General features: G+C 60.9%; 15 protein-coding genes. 9 read left to right on the forward strand and 6 right to left on the reverse strand.

Annotated elements, in window-relative coordinates; translation table 11 throughout:
• Positions 1-3 precede the first annotated feature (3 nt).
• Positions 4-702 carry a GntR family transcriptional regulator gene (locus OOZ53_RS24035; RefSeq protein ID WP_271092319.1) on the reverse strand — a complete coding sequence of 233 codons (699 nt, stop codon included), beginning with the start codon at positions 700-702 and terminating at the stop codon, positions 4-6.
• A gap of 178 nt (positions 703-880) precedes the next feature.
• Between OOZ53_RS24035 and OOZ53_RS24040 the strand changes: the two genes are divergently transcribed.
• The gene (locus OOZ53_RS24040) at positions 881-2,572 is read left to right on the forward strand and encodes a thiamine pyrophosphate-binding protein (RefSeq protein ID WP_271092320.1); all 1,692 of its coding nucleotides are present in this window, start codon (positions 881-883) and stop codon (positions 2,570-2,572) included.
• A 38-nt stretch (positions 2,573-2,610) separates the two neighbouring features.
• Here OOZ53_RS24040 and OOZ53_RS24045 read toward each other — a convergent pair whose 3' ends face one another.
• A complete protein-coding gene (locus tag OOZ53_RS24045; protein ID WP_271092321.1) occupies positions 2,611-3,516 on the reverse strand; it encodes a LysR family transcriptional regulator in 906 nt (301 codons plus the stop codon).
• Between the two features lie 148 nt (positions 3,517-3,664).
• Between OOZ53_RS24045 and OOZ53_RS24050 the strand changes: the two genes are divergently transcribed.
• The 5 genes from OOZ53_RS24050 (at position 3,665) to OOZ53_RS24070 (ending at position 9,648) form a co-directional block, all read left to right on the forward strand.
• The gene (locus OOZ53_RS24050; RefSeq protein ID WP_271092322.1) at positions 3,665-4,906 is read left to right on the forward strand and encodes an NAD(P)/FAD-dependent oxidoreductase; all 1,242 of its coding nucleotides are present in this window, start codon (positions 3,665-3,667) and stop codon (positions 4,904-4,906) included.
• Positions 4,907-4,939: 33 nt separating this feature from the next.
• Entirely contained in the window at positions 4,940-5,929 is a 990-nt protein-coding gene (locus tag OOZ53_RS24055) for a TRAP transporter substrate-binding protein (RefSeq protein WP_271092323.1), read from the forward strand.
• Positions 5,930-6,052: 123 nt separating this feature from the next.
• Positions 6,053-6,586: a TRAP transporter small permease gene (locus OOZ53_RS24060; protein ID WP_271092324.1), complete on the forward strand. Its 534-nt coding sequence runs from the start codon at positions 6,053-6,055 to the stop codon at positions 6,584-6,586.
• A 4-nt stretch (positions 6,587-6,590) separates the two neighbouring features.
• A complete protein-coding gene (locus OOZ53_RS24065; protein WP_271092325.1) occupies positions 6,591-7,904 on the forward strand; it encodes a TRAP transporter large permease in 1,314 nt (437 codons plus the stop codon).
• A 190-nt stretch (positions 7,905-8,094) separates the two neighbouring features.
• Positions 8,095-9,648, forward strand: coding sequence for a CYTH and CHAD domain-containing protein (locus tag OOZ53_RS24070; protein ID WP_271092326.1), 1,554 nt, complete (start codon positions 8,095-8,097; stop codon positions 9,646-9,648).
• A gap of 38 nt (positions 9,649-9,686) precedes the next feature.
• Here the strand turns inward: OOZ53_RS24070 and pstB are convergent, their stop codons facing one another.
• Positions 9,687-10,523, reverse strand: a complete 837-nt coding sequence (pstB, locus tag OOZ53_RS24075; protein ID WP_271092327.1) for a phosphate ABC transporter ATP-binding protein PstB — start codon at positions 10,521-10,523, stop codon at positions 9,687-9,689.
• 308 nt (positions 10,524-10,831) lie between these two features.
• Here pstB and OOZ53_RS24080 point away from each other — a divergent pair, with 308 nt between their 5' ends.
• Both OOZ53_RS24080 and OOZ53_RS24085 read left to right on the forward strand, forming a co-directional pair.
• Positions 10,832-11,935 carry an efflux RND transporter periplasmic adaptor subunit gene (locus tag OOZ53_RS24080; protein WP_271092328.1) on the forward strand — a complete coding sequence of 368 codons (1,104 nt, stop codon included), beginning with the start codon at positions 10,832-10,834 and terminating at the stop codon, positions 11,933-11,935.
• Positions 11,936-11,950: 15 nt separating this feature from the next.
• A complete protein-coding gene (locus OOZ53_RS24085; protein WP_271092329.1) occupies positions 11,951-15,091 on the forward strand; it encodes an efflux RND transporter permease subunit in 3,141 nt (1,046 codons plus the stop codon).
• Between the two features lie 312 nt (positions 15,092-15,403).
• Here OOZ53_RS24085 and OOZ53_RS24090 read toward each other — a convergent pair whose 3' ends face one another.
• Entirely contained in the window at positions 15,404-16,447 is a 1,044-nt protein-coding gene (locus tag OOZ53_RS24090; RefSeq protein WP_271092330.1) for an aldo/keto reductase, read from the reverse strand.
• Positions 16,448-16,825: 378 nt separating this feature from the next.
• Here OOZ53_RS24090 and OOZ53_RS24095 point away from each other — a divergent pair, with 378 nt between their 5' ends.
• Positions 16,826-18,091: an SH3 domain-containing protein gene (locus tag OOZ53_RS24095; protein ID WP_271092331.1), complete on the forward strand. Its 1,266-nt coding sequence runs from the start codon at positions 16,826-16,828 to the stop codon at positions 18,089-18,091.
• An 80-nt stretch (positions 18,092-18,171) separates the two neighbouring features.
• Here the strand turns inward: OOZ53_RS24095 and OOZ53_RS24100 are convergent, their stop codons facing one another.
• On the reverse strand, positions 18,172-18,513 hold the full coding sequence (locus OOZ53_RS24100) for a hypothetical protein (RefSeq protein ID WP_271092332.1): 342 nt from the start codon (positions 18,511-18,513) through the stop codon (positions 18,172-18,174).
• Between the two features lie 10 nt (positions 18,514-18,523).
• Positions 18,524-19,159 carry a hypothetical protein gene (locus OOZ53_RS24105; RefSeq protein ID WP_271092333.1) on the reverse strand — a complete coding sequence of 212 codons (636 nt, stop codon included), beginning with the start codon at positions 19,157-19,159 and terminating at the stop codon, positions 18,524-18,526.
• Between the last annotated feature and the right edge of the window lies 1 nt (position 19,160).

Raw genomic sequence — 19,160 nt, forward strand, 5'->3', positions numbered from 1 at the left:
GGATCAGTCCGCCGGGACGTAAAGTTGCGAATAGGCGATGCGGACGGCTTCCGTTGCCTCCTCGCGCCTGCGTTCGATATGGCCGCGCATTGCCGCGACGGCGGCCTTTTCATCCCGCGCCGCCAGCGCATTGAGAATGATCCTGTGCGCCGAGAGCTTCGCGCCCTTGTTCCTGGCGATCTGCTTCTTGGCCAGGATCATCTTCAGATCGACCAGCCGGACATACCGTATCCGGTCATTGATGTTGCGCAGCAGCCGCACGAGTTCGGAGTTCTTCGACAGCTGCGCAAGACGGATATGGAAATCCTCGTCCATCTCCAGAACCTCCACCGTCGAATCGCTGGTGTTGTAATGCGGTTCTGTGTCGTCAAGATAGGCAAGGACCGTTGCGATCTCGTCATCCGACGCCCGCTCAACAGACCGTCTGAGCGCCTCGCACTCGATGGCCTGGCGGGCTTCGTAGAGATCGACGATTTTCTCGGGACTGAGCGAACGGCAGAAGAACCCGCGCCCGTTCTGGAAAGTCAGGAATCCTTCCGCGACAAGCCGGTTCAGCGCCTCCCTCAGCGGCGTGCGGCTGGCGCCCAGCGCGGTCGACAAAGCGCTCTCATTGATGCGCTCGTCAGGCTTGAATTCAAAGTTCGCAGCCATGTGCCTGACCCGGTCATAGACCCGGTCGACGCTGCTGCTCGCCTTGCTCATTTCCGACACCTCGCTGGTCATCGTCCGTGGGGACCATGCTGGGATGACATATTTTCGCGCCCGTCGCAATTTTTTTGTCTTCACATCTGCATTTTATGCTGTATACAATTCTGTATGAAATCCAGCAATGGCCTGCGCAGGTGGATCTGCCGCCGGAGCGAAAAAGGAAAATCGAAGCGTGACGAACACCCTCAACGGCGCCGAAGCCATGGTGCGCATGCTGGAGGCGCACGGCGTCCGGCACATATTCGGGCTCTGCGGCGACACCACCCTGCCCTTCTACGATGCGCTCTACCGGCTTAACCACGGCATCACACATGTGCTGACGCGCGACGAGCGCTCGGCCACATATATGGCCGACGCCTATTCGCGGGTGACGGGGCGTGTCGGCGTGTGCGAAGGACCGTCCGGCGGCGGCGCGACCTACATCATCCCGGGTCTCATCGAGGCCAGCGAATCCTCCTACGCGGTGCTTGGCATCACCACAGACATATCGGTCGCCTCCTACGGCAAATACCCACTGACCGAGCTCGACCAGGAAGCCCTGATGCGGCCGCTGACCAAATGGAACACGGTCATCCGCCACGCCGATCACATTCCGCGCATGGTGCGCGCCGCCTTCCGGGCCATGACCACAGGGCGGCCCGGATCGGCACATCTGGGCCTGCCCTACGATATCCAGTATGACGCGGTGGACACCGACGATGTCTGGGCCGACGGCAAGCTGCAAAGCTATCCGGCCTATCGCGCCGCGCCGGAGCCCGGTGCTGCCGAAGCAGCCGTCGATGCGATCCTTTCGGCGAAGAATCCGCTCATCGTCTGCGGCGGCGGCATCGTCATTGCCGGCGCCATGGATGAGCTTGACCGCCTGGCCACTCGCCTCGACATTTCCGTCGCCACATCGATCTCGGGCCAGGGTTCGCTTGCCGACACCCACCCCAATAGCCTTGGCGTAGTCGGCTCGAACGGCGGCACCGACGAGACCTGGGAACTGATGGAAGCAGCCGACCTGGTGGTCTTCATGGGCTGCCGCGCCGGCTCCACCACAACATCACGCTGGGAGGCACCCAAGCCCGGCGCCCGCATCGTGCATTTCGACAGCGACCCGATGGTGATCGGCGCCAACTACCAGGCCGAGGTCGGCGTCTGCGGCGATCTGAAATTGTCGCTGGCCGCCGTCAACGCGGAACTCGACCGGCACGGCCAGGGCTCGGACACTTTCGGCGGCGCGGAAGTCATTGCCGATATCAAGCGCCGCAAATTCGCGATTTTCGATCGGCTGGCACAGAGCGACGAGCGTCCCATCAGGCCGGAGCGGGTCATCGACGCAATGATGAAAGTGCTGCCGGAAGACGCGACCGTTCTGTCCGATCCCGGCACAAGCTGTCCCTACTACTCGGCCTATTTCCGTCAGCCGAAAGAGGGACGCTATTTCATCACAAACCGCGCCCACGGCGCGCTCGGCTATTCCCTGTCGGCGGCACTTGGCGCGTGGTACGGGCGCCCCTCCAGCAAGATCGTCGCAATGATGGGCGACGGCTCCTTCGGTTTTACCTGCGGTGAACTGGAAACCGTTTGCCGCGCCCGCGCGCCGATAACCTATATCGTCTTTTCCAATGCGAATTTCGGCTGGATCAAGGCCAGCCAGTACGCCGACACGGACGCACGCTACTACAATGTCGATTTCAACCGCACGGACCAGGCCGCCGTGGCTGCGGCCTACGGTGTCAAATCATGGCGTGTCGACGATCCCCAGGACCTTGAAAACGTTCTTCGGCAGGCGGTCAATCATGACGGCCCTTCACTGGTCGACATTGTCTGCCAGCCGCTCGAGGAAGCCAACGCGCCGGTGCGGCGCTGGATGGGATAATGCGACGTTTCATCGACCTGCTATTCGATACTTTCCGGCTATCCGCGCCGCGTGGCGGCGTAAAGCCGCAGTTCGTCCAGCAGCACGTCCAGAAACTGGCTGCCCAGCGACGACAGCGGCCGGGCCCGCGACGTAATCACGGCCAGATCGAGAAGCACCGCCGGCCGGAAAGGTCGGGTGACAAAGCCGCCTTGGTGATCGAAATTCAGCGAGAACGGATCCAGCAGAGCAACACCCATACCCTCCTGGACAAAGCTGAGCACATTCTTGAAAAGATGCGTATGCACCTTGGTGTGCCAGGGCACGCCGGCATGCTGAAACGCCTCGCGCGTACGCCGATGGGTCATGTGGTCCGGTCCCATCACGATGAAGGGCTCGGGGGCCAGCAGATCAGGTGTCAGAACATCGTACCGCGCCAGCGGGCTGCCCTCGGGAAGCGCAAGCAGGGTCTCCACCTGGACGACATGACTGTCGAAGGCATCGTAGGTGAGCGGCATCTCGCAAACACCGATCTCGAAGAGACCCGCCAGAACCCATTCCTGGATCTTCGTCGAATATTGCGACTGGAAGGAAATCGACATGTCGGGCCGGTCCGCGGCGAAGCGCGCGATCAGTTTCGGCATGAAGCCGAAGGACAGGGCATGCGGCGAAGCCACCTGCAACTGGCCCGCCTGCTTGTTCTGCAGGTCGGATACCGCCTGCGCGACATGATCCAGACCGCGAACCACCGTGTCGACTTCCTGGAAGAGCACACCGGCCTCCGGTGTCGGCACCAGCCGGCCCTTGGAGCGCTCGAAGAGTTTCAACCGGGTTTGTCGCTCCAGTTGCGACAGGAGATTGGAGATGCCGGGCTGCGAGATGCCGAGTTGTTCGGCGGCACCGGTCACGGTGCCGGTTTCGACGATGGCGTGAAAAGCCTGCAACTGACGGAAGCGAAGCGACATGCGGGAACATATCACCTGAAGTTATGGGTTGTACATATGTTTGTATTTGAAATGATGAACTTCGGCTGGCAATCTGTGCCTTTGAAGCAAGGCGATCCGGCTCGGGCGGCAAAAGCCGCGAAGATGGTTTTGAGTTGACGGGAGCAGCATGAGCGCAGCCAAGCACATCGTTGTCATCGGCGCCGGGATCGTTGGTGTGTCCGCGGCGATCTGGCTCACAAGGTCGGGGCTGCAGGTCACGCTGATCGACAGGGCCGCGCCCGGCCAGGGCACGTCCTTTGGCAATGCGGGTGTTCTTGCGTCCTGTTCGGTCGTTCCGGTGACGGCGCCCGGCCTCGCCTTCAAGGGGCCGAAACTGCTTCTCGACCCCTCATTCCCGCTCTTCCTGCGCTGGTCCTATCTTCCCCGGCTCGCGCCGTGGCTGCTGCGTTATCTTCGCCACGCCAACGACAACGATACGCGCCGCATCTCCAATGGCTTGACGCCGATCGTTGGCGACAGCGTCGAACAACATAAAGCGCTTTCTGAGGATGGTGACGCAAGCCGCTACATGATCCCCTCGGACTACACGTTCGCCTATGCGGACCGGGCGGCCTTCGACGCCGACGCCTATACCTGGCAACTGCGCCGGGCCGCCGGTTTCGAGCCTGAGATCCTGGAGGGCGGGAGCGTACAGGAATACGACGCCGCGTTCGGCCCGGCGGTCGGGCTGCTCGCCGTCATGCACGATCATGGCTACATTACCGATCCCGGCGGCTATGTCGCCGCGCTCGCCGAAACCTTCAAGGGCATGGGCGGACGGTTTGTCACCGCGGAGGTCAAGGATTTCGACCTCAGCGGCGGCGCCGTGCGGGCCGTCCTGACGGATCAGGGCCGCTTCGATTGCGACCATGTGGTCCTCAGCGCCGGAATCTGGTCGAAACCGCTTGCCGCCAAGCTCGGGCTCAAAGTGCCGCTGGAATCGGAACGCGGCTACCACATCGTGTTCAAGCAACCGGCAAACGGCCCGAAATCCCCGGCCATGGTCGCGGCGGGAAAATTCGTGGCGACACCCATGGACGCCGGACTGCGTTGCGCCGGCGTCGTCGAATTCGGCGGTCTTGAAGCCGGCCCTTCGAAGGCTCCGCTCAGGCTTCTGAGAAAGACAGTCGAAAACACATTTCCCGAACTGACCTATGCCGACAGCGAAGAATGGCTCGGCCACCGGCCCGCGCCGACGGACAGCCTGCCACTGATCGGCGAGATCGGGCAGAGCGGCGTGTATACTGCCTTCGGGCATCATCACATTGGGCTTACGGGTGGGCCCAAGACAGGGCGGCTTGTCGCCGGCCTCATAGCGGGCGACAGGCCGAATATCGACTTGTCCGTCTACAACCCGAACCGATTTTAACCACCGTCAAATGCTTCAAACCGGGAGGACCCAATGAAAGCATCAATCAAGAAACACGCAGCAACGCTGATGGTCTCGGCAGCACTCGCCGTTACCGCAAGCGCAGCCTTCGCGGAAAAGTGGGATATGCCGCTTGCCTATTCGGCAACCAATTTCCACTCGGCGACGGCCGCTGAATTCGCCAAGTGCATCACGACCGGCACCGGCGGCGCCATCGAGGTGGTCACCCACCCGTCCGGTTCGCTCTTTAAGGGCGCCGACATCAAGCGCGCCATCCAGACCGGCCAGGCGCCGATCGGCGAACGTCTCCTGTCCGGGCACCAGAACGAGAACGCCGTCTTCGGCGTTGACTCGGTTCCGTTCCTGGCGACCTCGTTCGACGATGCCGCCAAGCTCTGGAAAGCAGCCAAGCCGACGATGGAAAAGATCCTCGACGAGCAGAATCTTGTGCTGCTGTATTCCGTACCCTGGCCACCGCAGGGCCTTTACTTCAAGCAGGAAGTGAACTCGGTCGCCGACATGGAAGGCATCAAGTTCCGCTCCTACAACAATGCCACGGCACGGCTTGCCGAACTGACGGGCATGCTGCCGGTTCAGATCGAGGCCGCCGAGATTTCGCAGGCCTTCGCCACCGGCGTTGCCGATGCAATGGTCTCGTCCGGTTCCACCGGCTATGACCGCAAGGTCTGGGAGAGCCTGACGCATTTCTATGAAGTCGACGCCTGGCTGCCGCGCAACTATGTCATGATCAACAAGGATGTGTGGAACGGTCTTGACGAGGCCCAGCACAACATCATCAAGGGCTGCGCGGAACTCGCCGAATATGCCGGAACATGGCGTGCGGTCGAATACACCCAGTTCACGCTGAACGGTCTTCGCGCCGGCGGCATGACGGTCGGGCCGGCAGGCGAGAGCCTGCAGGGCGAACTCAAGGAAATCGGTGCGACCATGGCCGCCGAGTGGCTTGAAAACGCGGGCGAAGACGGCAAGGCCATCATCGACGCCTACAATTCCATGCAGTAGGTTTGGTCACGGCCGCATCCCGGCCGATTGATCAACAAATCTGCCCGTCGCATTTCCTTGCGGCGGGCGTCCCGGCATCGTTTAGGAGGAACAGTGCCGTTGTCGAACAAAATGGAGGGGTAAATGGCCGCACTCAGACAATTGCGCAACGGCCTCGACTTCATCTATCTGGCGTCCGGAGTGCTTGCGGCATTTTTTCTCATCGCCATTTTGATGCTGATCGTTATCCAGATGCTGGCACGCTGGACCGGGGAAGTGTTCGCCGGCGCGCCGGACTATGCCGGCTACTGCATGGCCGCCGCATCGTTCTTCGCCTTTGCCCATGCGCTGCACCGCGGCGCCCATATCCGCGTCTCGATTGTCCTGAATGCAGTTCCGGACGGTGTGCGAAGACTGCTTGAAATCTGGTGCTTCGGCATCGGTGCGGCTACCGCCTGGTATTTTTCCTACTACGCCTATCGCTTCGTCTACTGGTCGTGGAAGTTCAACGAGGTCAGCCAGGGCCAGGATGCCTCGCCGCTGTGGATCCCGCAAATGTCGATGGTCATCGGCGCCGTGATCCTGGCGATCGCGCTGACCGACCACCTTGTCCATGTGGTGTTTGTCGGCGACCACCGGATCGAGACCGATCTGGTCGAGCAGAGCCACGGGGAGTAGAACCATGGAAGATTTTTCAGTCATCGTCCTGTTCCTCTTCGTCCTGTTCCTGCTGCTTGGCACCGGTGTGTGGGTGGGCCTTGCTCTCATGGGTGTTGCCTGGGTCGGCATGGAACTGTTCACGACCCGGCCCGTCGGCGATGTGATGGTCACAACGATCTGGACCAGCTCGTCGTCCTGGACCCTGACCGCCCTGCCGCTCTTCATCTGGATGGGCGAAATCCTCTACCGCACGCGATTGTCCGAGGACATGTTCCGCGGTCTCGCGCCATGGATGGCGCGCCTGCCGGGCGGTCTGGTGCACACCAATATCGTCGGATGTACCGTCTTTGCCGCGGTCTCGGGATCGTCCGCCGCCACGCTCACCACCGTCGGCAAGATGTCCATTCCCGAGCTGCGCAAGCGCAATTATCCCGAAACCATGGTCATCGGCACGCTCACCGGCGCCGCGACGCTCGGCCTGATGATCCCGCCCTCCCTGACGCTGATCGTCTACGGGGTGACCATCAACGAATCGATCACCAAGCTGTTTTTCGCCGGCATCCTGCCGGGTCTCGTCCTGGCGCTGATGTTCATGGGCTATGTGGCGATCTATTCGAAGGTTTCATCGAAATGGGAGCCCAATGAGGAACCAAGGCTGAGCCTGGCCGAGAAGCTCAGAAACTCGCGTTTCCTTGCGCCGGTCATCCTGCTCATCGTGGTCGTCATCGGATCGATGTATCTCGGCTATGCAACGGCAACGGAAGCGGCGGCTTTCGGCGTCATCGGCGGACTGATCTTGGCTGCAAGCCAGGGATCGCTGTCCTGGAGCACCTTCACCGCCAGCCTCATGGGCGCGACCCGCACATCGGCGATGATCGCACTGATCCTGGCGGGCGCCGCCTTCCTGTCGCTGGCCATGGGCTTCACCGGCCTGCCGCGCGGCCTTGCCGACCTTATCGCCACATTGGAGTTGTCGCGCTTCGAACTGCTGATGGTGTTGCTCGTCTTTTACATCATCCTCGGCTGTTTCCTCGACGGGATATCCTCCGTGGTGCTGACAATGGCGGTGGTCGAACCGATGGTGGTTCAGGCCGGGATCGACCTGATCTGGTTCGGCATCTTCATCGTCGTCGTCGTCGAGATGGCGCAGATCACGCCGCCCATCGGCTTCAACCTGTTCGTCATGCAGGGCATGACCAACCATGAGATGAACTTCATCGCCAAGGCGGCGATCCCGATGTTCCTCATCATGGTGCTGATGGTCTTCGTGCTGATCGTCTTTCCGGAGCTTGCCACTTACCTGCCCGACAATCTGCGGCCGGGCCCCAACGCCTGACCGGTCGGCAACGCCGCAATTTAAAGGCCGGTGCCGTGCGCCGGCCTTTTTTGCTTGCATCAAGGCGGTTCCGGAAAAGCACTGGATCTTCAGGTGCTCGACGACCAATCGCCACATGTGATAGGTGTTGGCCGTCCTGGCGGACGGCATGGCAGCCTGTTGATATCGTCATAAATTCGTAACAGCGTGAATGAGCAGCACAGAGCTTGAAGTCAAACTCGAGATTGGCACCGATGCGGTACGCAGGCTGCGAGAGAAATCAGCGCTGCGGAAAATGACGATCGGCAAGCCCGTTCAACGCGAATTGCGCTCCATATATTTTGACACCCCCGATCACAGCCTTCGAAGCGAACGCGCTTCGCTGCGTTTGCGCTGGGATGGCCGGGGCTGGATCCAGACCCTGAAATACGGCACCGGCCTGAAGAATGGCCTGGCCAGCCCGCAGGAGATCGAGGGGCCTGTAGACAAACCGCAGCTCGACCTGGAACGGATCAAGGACCCGAAGGTCGGACCCTGGCTGAAAAAGCTTGCTGCGAAGGCAACCCTCGCCCCCGTCTTCGAAACCGATATCAACCGCGACATTCACATGTTGAAATGCAGCGACATCGGCACGGCCGAACTTGCCATCGACAAGGGAAAAGTCCGGAGCGGCAAGAAGTCGGAAGGCATCAACGAGGTCGAGATCGAGCTGAAATCCGGTCTTGCGCACACTTTGCTGACCATTTCCGAAAAACTGTTCGAGGGAGAATGCGTGTCGCCTTCGGGCGCCAGCAAGGCCGAACGCGGCTATGCGCTCCTCGGCAAACGAAAACCCGCGCCAACCGCGAGCGGCGCCTTTGCGCTTCACCGGCCCGAGCTGCGCGCTGACATGTCGGTGGAGCAGGCATTCAAGGCCATTGGCGGGTCTGCGGCTGAGCAGATCCTCGGAAATTGGCGCATCTTGCACGCGCTCGACGATTCGGAAGTGCCGCACCAGTTCCGCATCGGATTGCGCCGGCTGCGCACAAGCCTTCGCATTTTCGCCGATGTCGCCGCCGACAAGGACCTGAAGCGGCTGTCGAAGGCTGCACGGAATCTCGGACGTGTCGTCGGCCACCTGCGCAATGCGGATGTGCTTGTGCAGGATATTGCCGAACCGGCCATCGCCGCCCTTGGCAAGGACAAGTGTCACGAGGCCCTGCTCGATTTTCTGGCCGAGGCGCGCATCGGCGAGCGCCAGAACGTGCGCGCGCTCGTAGCCGGCAAGGATTGGACCCGGCTGAAACTCAACTGCATGCTCTTTGACCAGGCGGTGGAGCGGGCACTTCACAGGGCTCCCGACCGCATCGCCACCCGGAAATTCCAGGCGGTCGCATCCGAGGCACTCGAAAACACATGGCAGGAAGTCAGGGATCGCGGCAGGGGATTCGCCGACCACAAGATTTCCGAGCGGCACGAGATGCGCAAAACGCTGAAGACCATGCGTTACGCGACCGACTATCTGATGCCGATCTATCCCGGCGCGGATGCCAAGGACTTCTTACGCAGGCTGCGCGGCCTGCAGAATGTGTTCGGCTATCTGAACGATGTCGCGATGGCCGACGAACTCTCGGCAAGGATCGCCGCGGACCACCCCGACAGGTCTGATCTGAACAAGAGCGTCAGGCTGATCTGCGACTGGCACGCCGGACGCGCGAAGAAACAGATGCGCAAGGCGGACGACCGGTGGCGCGAGCTGCGCAAGAGCAAAAAATTTTGGCGCTGACGCGCGGGAGCCTCCCGCTCCGAAATACCGCGGCCCCCTTACCCGTAACGACCGGTAACGTAGTCATGGCAAAGCTGCGTCCGGGGGCGGACGAAAATGTCCTTTGTGTCGCCCTGCTCTACCAGCTTGCCCAGATGGAAGAAGGCAGCGCGTTGCGAAATGCGAGCCGCTTCCTGCATATTGTGCGTAATAATGACGATACAGTAATGCTCGCGCAATTCCTCGATCAGTTCCTCCAGATGCGCAGTCGAGACCGGATCGAGCGCCGAGCCGGGTTCATCCATTAAAAGCACTTCCGGATCGGTCGAAATGGCGCGCGCGACGCAAAGGCGCTGCTGCTGGCCGCCCGAAAGATCCGTGCCGGGCTTGTCCAGACGATCTTTCACCTCGTCCCAGAGACCGGCCCGCTCCAGGCAGCGCCGAACCAGGGCGTCGGTCTCATCGCGCCGCCGCACCAGGCCGTGCAGAAGTGCGCCATAGGCAATGTTGTAATAGACCGAGCGCGGAAAGGGATTGGGCTTCTGCGCGACCCATCCGAAACGCCGCCGCAGGAAGGGCGGATCGACATCCGGCGCGTTGATGTTCTCACCGTCAAGCAGGATCTGCCCGGTCATCCGTGCTTCCCGGATTTCATCGTTCATCCGGTTCAGGCAGCGCAGCAGCGTGGATTTACCGCATCCGGAAGGGCCAATAAACGCCGTGACCTCCTGGTCGTAGAGATCCAGCGTTATGCCGTCGAGTGCCTGTTTTTCGCCATACCAGAAACTGACATTGTCGACACGGATCTTCAGGCGGTGGGTGACGTCGTGACCGGGATGACTGCCCACATGGAGCTGTTGATCGATAAGGCGGCCTTGCGCAACGACGGTCTGCATGATTGTCCCCCTGATTGCCATGGAACGGGCATGTCCCGCGCCCCATTCTGGCTAACAACGGGACCGGGGATCCGGCTTGCGATGGATCAAGCTTCCGCCAGATTTCATGAAACCTTCACAATGGACCGAGCCGACCAGCAAAACCGTGGACCTAAGCGCGAAGACAAAAGTAATTCACAGCAAACTCTCGCCCCAAACGCCTGATGCCGGGATCGATCGAAGTAAAACCGAGAACCCGCTTTTCTTTTGGATTCTCATGGACCATAGTGCACACGGGCAGAGGACTCAGTCGAAGGGAAACTCAAAAGATGAAGTTTTTCGCAGGGTTAAGCACATTTGTGGTCCTTGCTCTGGCGCCGGCGCACGGTACGGCGCAAGACACGTCCAATGACAAGCCAAATGTGACGGTCGCAACGGTTGCAAGCCAGCAAAGCGGAGACAGGGGTAGCTATGTCGGCCGGGTTCAGGCCGTCAGCACGGTCGATCTCCAGGCACGTATCGAGGGCATCCTGGAGCAGCGCAATTTCACCGAGGGCGGTCTGGTAAAGAAAGGCGACGTTCTCTACGTCATCGAAAAGGGCCTTTACGAGGCAAGTGTCGACAGCGCCAAGGCGACCCTGGAGGGCGCACAGGCGACGCTGAAGAACTCCACGGTTGAGCTTGAACGGCAGAAATTCCTGCTGGACAAGGGCGACGTGGCGCAATCGGCCTATGATTCAGCAGCCGCCACGGTCGGCGTGGATCAATCGAATGTCGATCAGGCCAAGGCCAGCCTCGATACGGCCAATATAAATCTCGGTTACACGGAGATTCATGCGCCGATCGACGGGCGCATCAGCAAATCCAATATCGACGTCGGCAACCTCGTCAACTCAAACTCCGGCACGCTGGCCACGATTACCAGTGTCGATCCGATCTATGTCAGTTTCTACATGGGCGAAAGAGACCTGATCGCGGACCGCGAGCAGGGTCTGATCGGCGCCGACTCTGCAGCGCTGAAAGTAAGCCTGACAATGGCGAATGGCGATGCCTATGCGTCAACCGGATCGGTCAGCTATGTCGGTACGGCGGTCGAGGAAGGAAGCGACACGGTCGAAATCCGCGCGACCTTCGACAATCCCGACAACATCCTCATACCCGGCCAGTTCGTCAACGTGGTCGTGGCGGAAGCCAAACCGCAGCAGGTTCTTGTCGTGCCGCAATCCGCCGTCCAGCTCGATAGCAAGGGGCACTTCGTCTATCTGGTCGATTCCGCCGGCAAGATCGAACGCCAGGATGTGAAGCTTGGCCGCCAGACCGCGGGCCTTTGGGAGGTGTCATCCGGGTTGAAGGAGGGCGAGAAGGTCGTGGTTCAGGGGCTGCAACGCGTCAGCCCCGGTGTTGCCGTCAACGCAACCGAATTGAAGCAGTAGGCGGGCGCGAAGAACATGTTGTCGAGATTCTTCATCGCCCGCCCGAAATTCGCGCTGGTCATTTCGCTGATTTTCTCCCTCGTCGGTGTCATCGCGATCGTTCTCATACCGATCGCCGAGTATCCCGACGTTACGCCGCCCCAGGTCGTCGTCACGGCGAACTATCCCGGAGCGGACTCAAGCCTCGTCGAGCAGATGGTGGCGATACCCATCGAGGAACAGGTCAATGGCGTCGACAACATGCTCTACATGTCGTCGACCAGCTCCAATTCCGGAAACTACACGCTGACCATAACCTTCAGGGTCGGCACCGATCCCGACATCGCTGCGGTGAACGTACAAAACCGGGTATCGCTCGCCGAACCGCTCCTGCCGAATTCCGTGACCCAGCAGGGCGTCTCGACCATGAAGCAATCCTCGAGCATGCTCCTGGTCATCAACCTGATTTCGCCGGATGAGACGCGCGACGCGATATATCTCAGCAATTACGCCTCGCAGCACATCCAGGATTCGCTCTCCCGGCTGTCCGGTGTCGGCAGTGTCTCCCAGTTCGGCCCGCTCGACTACAGCATGCGCGTGTGGATGCGCCCGGACCTGATGACCGCGCTCAACCTCACCGCATCCGATATCGCGAACGCCATCAGCGCCCAGAATGTGCAGGCAACGGCGGGCCAGATCGGCGGCGCGCCATTTGCGGGGCCGACGGATTTCCAGTTTTCGTTGCGCGCCCAGGGCCTGCTCAAGACGGCCGAAGAATTCGGCAGGATTGTCGTCTCGGGCAACGCGTCCGGACAGCTCGTCCGGCTCAGTGACGTGGCCAATGTCGAACTCGGCGCCCGCTCCTACGCAGCATCGTCTGCCCTCAACAACAGGCCGGCCACGTCGATCGGGGTCTATCAGGCGCCCGGCGCCAACGCGCTCGACGTGGCGACCAGCGTGTACAACGCGCTCGAGGAGATGAAGGGCTCCTTTCCTTCCGGGGTCGAATACGAGTTGCTGTACGATGTGACGAAGGCGGTGCGCGCATCGATCCAGGAAATCATCATCACCTTGTGCATCACCGCCGGGCTTGTCGTTGCCGTCGTGTTTCTGTTCCTGATGAGCTGGCGCGCGGTGCTTATCCCGGCCATCGCGATCCCGGTTTCGCTTCTCGGCACGCTGGCAATTCTCTATCTGCTCGGCTTCAGCGCCAACCTCATCACGCTCTTCGGCATCATCCTCGCCATCACGCTGGTTGTGGACGACTCCATCGTCATCATCGAAAACACCGAACGCATCATGGATGAAGAGGGGTTGGAGCCGCGCGAAGCCACCATCAAGGCGATGGACCAGGTGACCGGGCCGATTATCGCGACGACCTTCGTGCTTCTGGCCGTATTCGTACCGGTCTGCTTCTTCCCGGGCATAACCGGACGGATCTATCTGCAGTTTGCGCTGACGATCACCGTCGCCTTCAGCCTTTCGGCGGTCAACGCCTTGACCCTCGCGCCCGCGCTGTGCGCGACCCTGCTGAAACGGGGCAATCGAAAGCCGAAGAGCTTCTTGCGGCTGATACCGGCGGCGGTGGACAAGACGCGCGACGGATATGTCTGGCTCGTGCGAATTCTTCTGAAGAATGTCTGGGTCTCGCTGCTGATCTTCGTCTTCGCGATTGTTGCGACCGTCTACATGATGCGCACGACGCCGACAGGGTTCATTCCCCTTGAGGACAAGGGCGTGCTGTTCGCCAATGCACAGCTTCCCGATGGTGCGTCGCTGCAGCGCTCGCGCGAAGTCGCGGAAAAGATGACGACGATCATGCGCGGTGTCGAAGGCGTGAGCGACATCATTTCGGTGTCCGGTTTCAGCCTGATCTCCGGCTACGGATCCAACTACGTCACGCTGATTGCGGTGCTCGCGCCGTGGGACGAACGCAAGTCCAGCCAGACCCAGTGGTACAATATCCTCGCCAATCTCAACCGGGAGCTAGCTGACGTTCAGGAAGCGATTTCCTTTGTCTTCCCGCTGCCGCCGATAGACGGCCTAGGCATTTCCGGCGGCATCTCCGCGCAGATCCAGGACAACAACAACGCCAGCGTCGAGGATCTGGGATCGGTCACCAACGCCATGCTTTCGGCCGCCAGCGCCGATCCCGTATTCCTGCAGGTCTTCAGTTCGCTGTCGACGGGCTCGCCGCAATACAACGTCTCCATCGACCGCGACAAGGCGGAGGCGCTCGGGGTCAACATCAGCGACATATTCACCGCGCTTCAGGCCAATCTGGGCTCCATGTTCGTCAACAATTTCCTGCTCGAGGGCAAGATCTACTGGGTGGTGCTCGCCGCAGAGGCCTCATACCGGCAGACGCTGGACGACATTGCGAACATTTACGTAAAGGGCGCCTCGGGAGACATGATCCCGCTGAGCACGCTGATCGGTACCGAACCGATCCTGGGACCTCAGGCCATCACCCGCTACAATCTGGTCCGAACCGCTGCCGTTCAGGGCCTGACGAGCACCGGCCACAGCACCGGCCAGGGCATCGAGGCGTTCGAGACGATTGCCGCGAAGACCCTGCCCGACGGCTATAGCGTGGAATGGACGGGGGTCTCGCTGCAGGAAATCGAGGCCGGGTCCTTCGTCATCTATATTTTCCTGCTTGCCTTCACCTTCGCCTATCTGTGCCTCGTGGCCCAATACGAGAGCTGGGCGCTTCCGATATCGGTCATGTGCTCGACCGTCTTTGCCGTTTGCGGAGCATTGATACCGCTCTTTCTCATCGACGTTCTCAACAACAACATCTACGCCCAGATCGGCATCGTGCTGCTGATCGGCCTTGCCGCTAAGAAGGCCATCATGCTCGTCGAGTTTTCCCGGACCCGGCGCGAAGCGGGCGAGAGCATCGTGGAGGCCGCGATCAGCGCCGCGCACACACGGTTCAGGCCGGTGACCATGACGGGCCTGTGCTTTATCATCGGGGTCCTGCCGCTGGTCTTCGCAAGCGGCGCCGGATCGTCCAGCCGGATTTCGATCGGTCTTCCGGTCTTCACCGGCATGGTCATCGACAGCACGATCGGCCTGTTGATGATCCCTGTGCTCTATGTGGCCATCCAGCGCCTGCGTGAGCGCCGCGGCAAGACGCCGCCGGCCACCGTGAGCGAGGAAACGGCGACTTAGAGCGAGTTGCGATTAGATTGACGCATTTGACCGCGGCGATTTTGGTCACTGGCTAGGCGGGTTGCGCGCCGTGGTGTCACCCCACCACAAACGCGAGCCAACGACGCCAGGGGGCAAAATCGCCCGGCCCATTCGCCATTGGTTTTCAACATCTACTTTCCTTTCGAGGGTGGGGAAAATCGGCCCATCGGCGTTGTTGCGCCGCTTGCCCGATGCGCTGCATCGCGCTGCGCGACGCGCCTAGCCGACTGAACCGATTTTCCGCCATCAAATGCATCAATCTAATCGCAACTCGCTCTAGGTGACCGGGCCTCACATCGGCCGCGGGTGATCGCGATAAACCGCCTGGATTTCGTTGAGCACGTCATCGCTCAGGACAACGTCCTTGGCGGCGATATTGGTGCGAAGCTGTTCCATCGAGGTCGCCCCGATGATCACCGATGCCATGAACGGACGGCTCAGGCAGAACGCCAGGGACATCTGCGCCAGGTCCAGCCCGTGTTTCGCGGCGATGTCGGCATAGAGCGCGATCACCTTTTCGGATTGCGGAACATAGCGGCCGTTCAGGTTGGGCTGCATGGACAGCCGAGAGCCCTCCGGTATGTTTCCGTCCAGATACTTGCCGGAAAGAGCGCCGGCCGCCAATGGCGAAAAGGCCATCAGCCCGACCTGTTCATGGATGCTGACCTCGGCCATGTCGAGATCGAAGATCCGGCAGATCAGGCTGTATTCATTCTGCACGGACGCGATACGGGGCAGCCCGTGCTTGCGGCTGACCTCGAGGAATTTCATCAGCCCCCAGGCGCTTTCGTTCGACAGGCCGAACGCACGGACCTTGCCTTCCTGTTGCATGGTCGCGATTTCGCCGAGAAGGTCGGCCACTTCCTGGTCGATGTCTTCGGGTTGCAGTGTTGTAGGGTCATAGGTCCAGTACTTGCGGAAGTGATAGGACCCGCGGTTCGGCCAGTGCAGTTGGTAAAGATCCACATAATCGGTCTGCAGCCGGCGAAGGCTTTCATCCAGCGCTTGCCGCACCATGGCGCCGTCCACCCGGGCACCGCCGCGCACATCCTGGTTCCCCTCTCCCGTGATCTTTGTCGCCACGATGAGTTTGTCCCGGTCAGCCCTGCCGTTCAGCCATGTGCCGATATATTCTTCGGTCCGGCCCGTCGTCTCCTTCAGGCGTGGCGTTGTCGGATACATCTCCGCCGTATCAATGAAGTTGACACCCTCCCCGACGGCGAAATCCAACTGTTCATGCGCCTCGGCTTCCGAGTTCTGCGAACCCCAGGTCATTGATCCGAGGCAGATTTCGCTCACCGTGATACCGGTGCGGCCGAGTTCGTTGAAACGCATGGGCAATCTCCAATGAAAGGTAAGACGGACGGTCTGCTCTTGCAGGCAGCCTCCGGTGTCGGGTCGGTGCCAGATCCTTAACGCCTTAAGGAAAGAAAGAGAAGACATGCGATCCGTCTCACCGGATGCAAAGAACCGCGATCCCTTTTGAATGCCCAGCTTTAGGTCTATTTGCCGGTTTTTGACGTCTGCGAAATACGGCGCAGGCCGGCGGGATTCTCACGGCTGATTTTCAAACGACTCCGAATGTGACCACCACGCGGGGCCGCCGCCCCGAATTTTGACGGAGTTGTGATGTCAGATGCATGTCCGTGGTGGTGCCCGTAGCTCGTCAGAGCATACCGTCACGCTGGTAATCAGTGACTGGAGTGAGAGTTGATGGGTAGAACAGCAAGAAAGATACAGCGCCGGCCATACGCTCCCGCGGCGCGCGCCGCGAAGCCTCGCAACCCGGCACGCCTGATGGCGATTGCCCTGGTCGCGGCTTTTGGCGGTGCCGCAGGCGCAGTGCTCGGAGCGGCTCTGTACAACACGACGCAAAGCAGCCAGCAACAGCCCGCAGACCCGGCAGGAGCTGTTGAAACAGCCGCGTTGGACAAAAAAGCAACCCCGGCGGCGGGGCCCGACATGGAGCAGACCGCCGCAATTGATCAGACCAAACCGGACAAAACAGCCGGAAACAAGCCATCCGCAGCGACGGCCGGCAGCGCGCTGAACGCCGAGGCCGTTGCACCCGATAGCGCGACGACCGGTTTCACCAGCGGAACGCAGATTGCATCCGCGCGGGCATTTCTGCCGGCGGAGCCCAAGTCGCAGGACCGGTTGCCGACCATTGCTTCGGCCCGCTTCGACAGTTCGTTTGGCTCGCTTGAAAAGCAGGAGGTCGAACGGCCAAAGAAAAAGAAGAAGATGACGCTGCCGAGCCTCATGGAAGAAAGCATCATACGGGTTGATAAGGCCGAAACCGGATCGATCGTTCCACCCGAGGTGGCGGTCGAAGTTGCCGAGACCGAAGCCGAAATCGCCGAGATGGAACAGAAGATGGCGGCGCTGGACTCGGAGAACTTCAACGTCCTGCGTCAGCCGGTTCTGCCTGAAGCATCACCGGCGATCGGATCCGGCATGGTCAAGAGCAAGGCCCGCAAATGGGTCAATCTGCGGGCCGAGCCGAACAACACCGCGCCGATTGTGGATATTGTCCCGGCAAAGGCCAGCATCCTTGCCGACCAGAACTGCACGCGTTGGTGCGGGGTCGTCTACAAGGGTCAGAAAGGCTTCATCTACCGGACATTCATCATCCGGCCGGAGCGCAGCAGCCAGCCTTCGCTGCTGGCGTCAGCGGATTCGGACTTCAAGCCGAAACCCAAGGCTCAGGAAGCGGATGAGGAATTCGGCGAAACCGCCAAATCCGTGGCGGCCTACCCGGTTTCGGAAGCCGAAAAGCTCGGCTACCGGAACGGCCGCGCCACCAAATGGGTGAATATGCGGGCACGCCGAAGCAGCAAGAGCAAGGTGCTGGCCATTGTACCGCAGAACGCCGAGCTGATGGCGGAAACGAACTGCCGTTGGTGCCGCGTCGTCTACGGTGACAAGAAGGGTTACATCTACAAGACCTACATCAAATACACCGACAAGAAGGGCTGACGCCGCTTCTGCCCTTCCGTGTTGCGTCGGGCGGACATTGCCCTTCGGCCGGCCTGGATTTGCGTTAGAACGAGTTGTAATCAGGCCGGCTGGCGGCCGCGCCAGATACTGGCAATCAGGATCGCCAGCACCGCAAGATCGATGACGATGAAGACCCACATCAGCCACACGGCAACCGCGACGCTGCCGAGCGAGATATAGGCGGCAAGGACGCCGACCAGCGTAACGATAAAGGCCAGATAGCGGATCGTTCGTATCCGGTAATAAAGGCCTGCGCCCAAGGCGATATAGACCAGCCCCACCGGGATCAGCTGCATCGTATCGCCGCTCCAGCCGCTGACGATCCAGGCAATGCAGTGCAGGATGCCGTTGAGGACCAACAGTTGGCCGCCAAGCCGAAGAGCGCCGGGAAATGCTTGCATGGTCGGTCCCCTATTCCGTCGGGCAGGGCGTGCCGGCGGCAGCCCATTTCATCAGCGCGTCCATGGATTCCTGGAGTGAATGCGGCGCCGGCTCGCGGTTGCCGCCCGGGTCCCACGCCCAATGCAGGATCAGATCGTGGTCCAGATGTTCCGCCAACTCGCGAACCGTTCTGCCGCCATTGCGCTCCGGATCCTTGAGCTGCTCGCAGATATAGACCGACGATTTGCCGAACCACTCGGCTTCCACCGGCGCCAGTTGCCAGACCATGGCGACCCTCGGCGCCGCATGCGGCGTGTCGTTGGAAACGGTTTCCATCCCGCCGGCATCCGTATGGCAGGTTCCACAGGGCAGCGTCTCGGCGCCGATACGGCTTTCACCCGCATTGATGTTCATTCCGTGCGGCCGGGTCTTGCCGTAGCTCGGCCCCGACCACATCGGTTTGTTGTCCGCCCCGACATGGCAGTTGGAGCAGCGCGGATGCGAGGCGACTTCGTAGAAAAGCTGCCAGCTAGCCAGCCCCTCCTGCTGCGACACCGAACCTTCCTCGAAATCGTTGATCACACGGTTGGTGCCGACCTGTTCGGCGGCGAGCGCCAACGACGACAGGGCTGCAATGCCCGCAATGGCAGCGACAATTCTTCTCACG

The sequence above is a fragment of the Allohoeflea poritis genome (assembly GCF_027889715.1).
Classification (GTDB): domain Bacteria; phylum Pseudomonadota; class Alphaproteobacteria; order Rhizobiales; family Rhizobiaceae; genus Hoeflea_A; species Hoeflea_A poritis.

Excerpts from the sequence above, each read along its gene's own strand:
- OOZ53_RS24035 (WP_271092319.1), bottom strand. The coding sequence starts at position 702 with ATGAGCAAGGCGAGCAGCAGCGTCGACCGGGTCTATGACCGGGTCAGG.
- OOZ53_RS24045 (WP_271092321.1), bottom strand. The coding sequence starts at position 3,516 with ATGTCGCTTCGCTTCCGTCAGTTGCAGGCTTTTCACGCCATCGTCGAA.
- OOZ53_RS24050 (WP_271092322.1), top strand. The coding sequence starts at position 3,665 with ATGAGCGCAGCCAAGCACATCGTTGTCATCGGCGCCGGGATCGTTGGT.
- OOZ53_RS24055 (WP_271092323.1), top strand. The coding sequence starts at position 4,940 with ATGAAAGCATCAATCAAGAAACACGCAGCAACGCTGATGGTCTCGGCA.
- OOZ53_RS24060 (WP_271092324.1), top strand. The coding sequence starts at position 6,053 with ATGGCCGCACTCAGACAATTGCGCAACGGCCTCGACTTCATCTATCTG.
- OOZ53_RS24065 (WP_271092325.1), top strand. The coding sequence starts at position 6,591 with ATGGAAGATTTTTCAGTCATCGTCCTGTTCCTCTTCGTCCTGTTCCTG.
- OOZ53_RS24070 (WP_271092326.1), top strand. The coding sequence starts at position 8,095 with ATGAGCAGCACAGAGCTTGAAGTCAAACTCGAGATTGGCACCGATGCG.
- pstB (WP_271092327.1), bottom strand. The coding sequence starts at position 10,523 with ATGCAGACCGTCGTTGCGCAAGGCCGCCTTATCGATCAACAGCTCCAT.
- OOZ53_RS24080 (WP_271092328.1), top strand. The coding sequence starts at position 10,832 with ATGAAGTTTTTCGCAGGGTTAAGCACATTTGTGGTCCTTGCTCTGGCG.
- OOZ53_RS24085 (WP_271092329.1), top strand. The coding sequence starts at position 11,951 with ATGTTGTCGAGATTCTTCATCGCCCGCCCGAAATTCGCGCTGGTCATT.
- OOZ53_RS24090 (WP_271092330.1), bottom strand. The coding sequence starts at position 16,447 with ATGCGTTTCAACGAACTCGGCCGCACCGGTATCACGGTGAGCGAAATC.
- OOZ53_RS24095 (WP_271092331.1), top strand. The coding sequence starts at position 16,826 with ATGGGTAGAACAGCAAGAAAGATACAGCGCCGGCCATACGCTCCCGCG.
- OOZ53_RS24100 (WP_271092332.1), bottom strand. The coding sequence starts at position 18,513 with ATGCAAGCATTTCCCGGCGCTCTTCGGCTTGGCGGCCAACTGTTGGTC.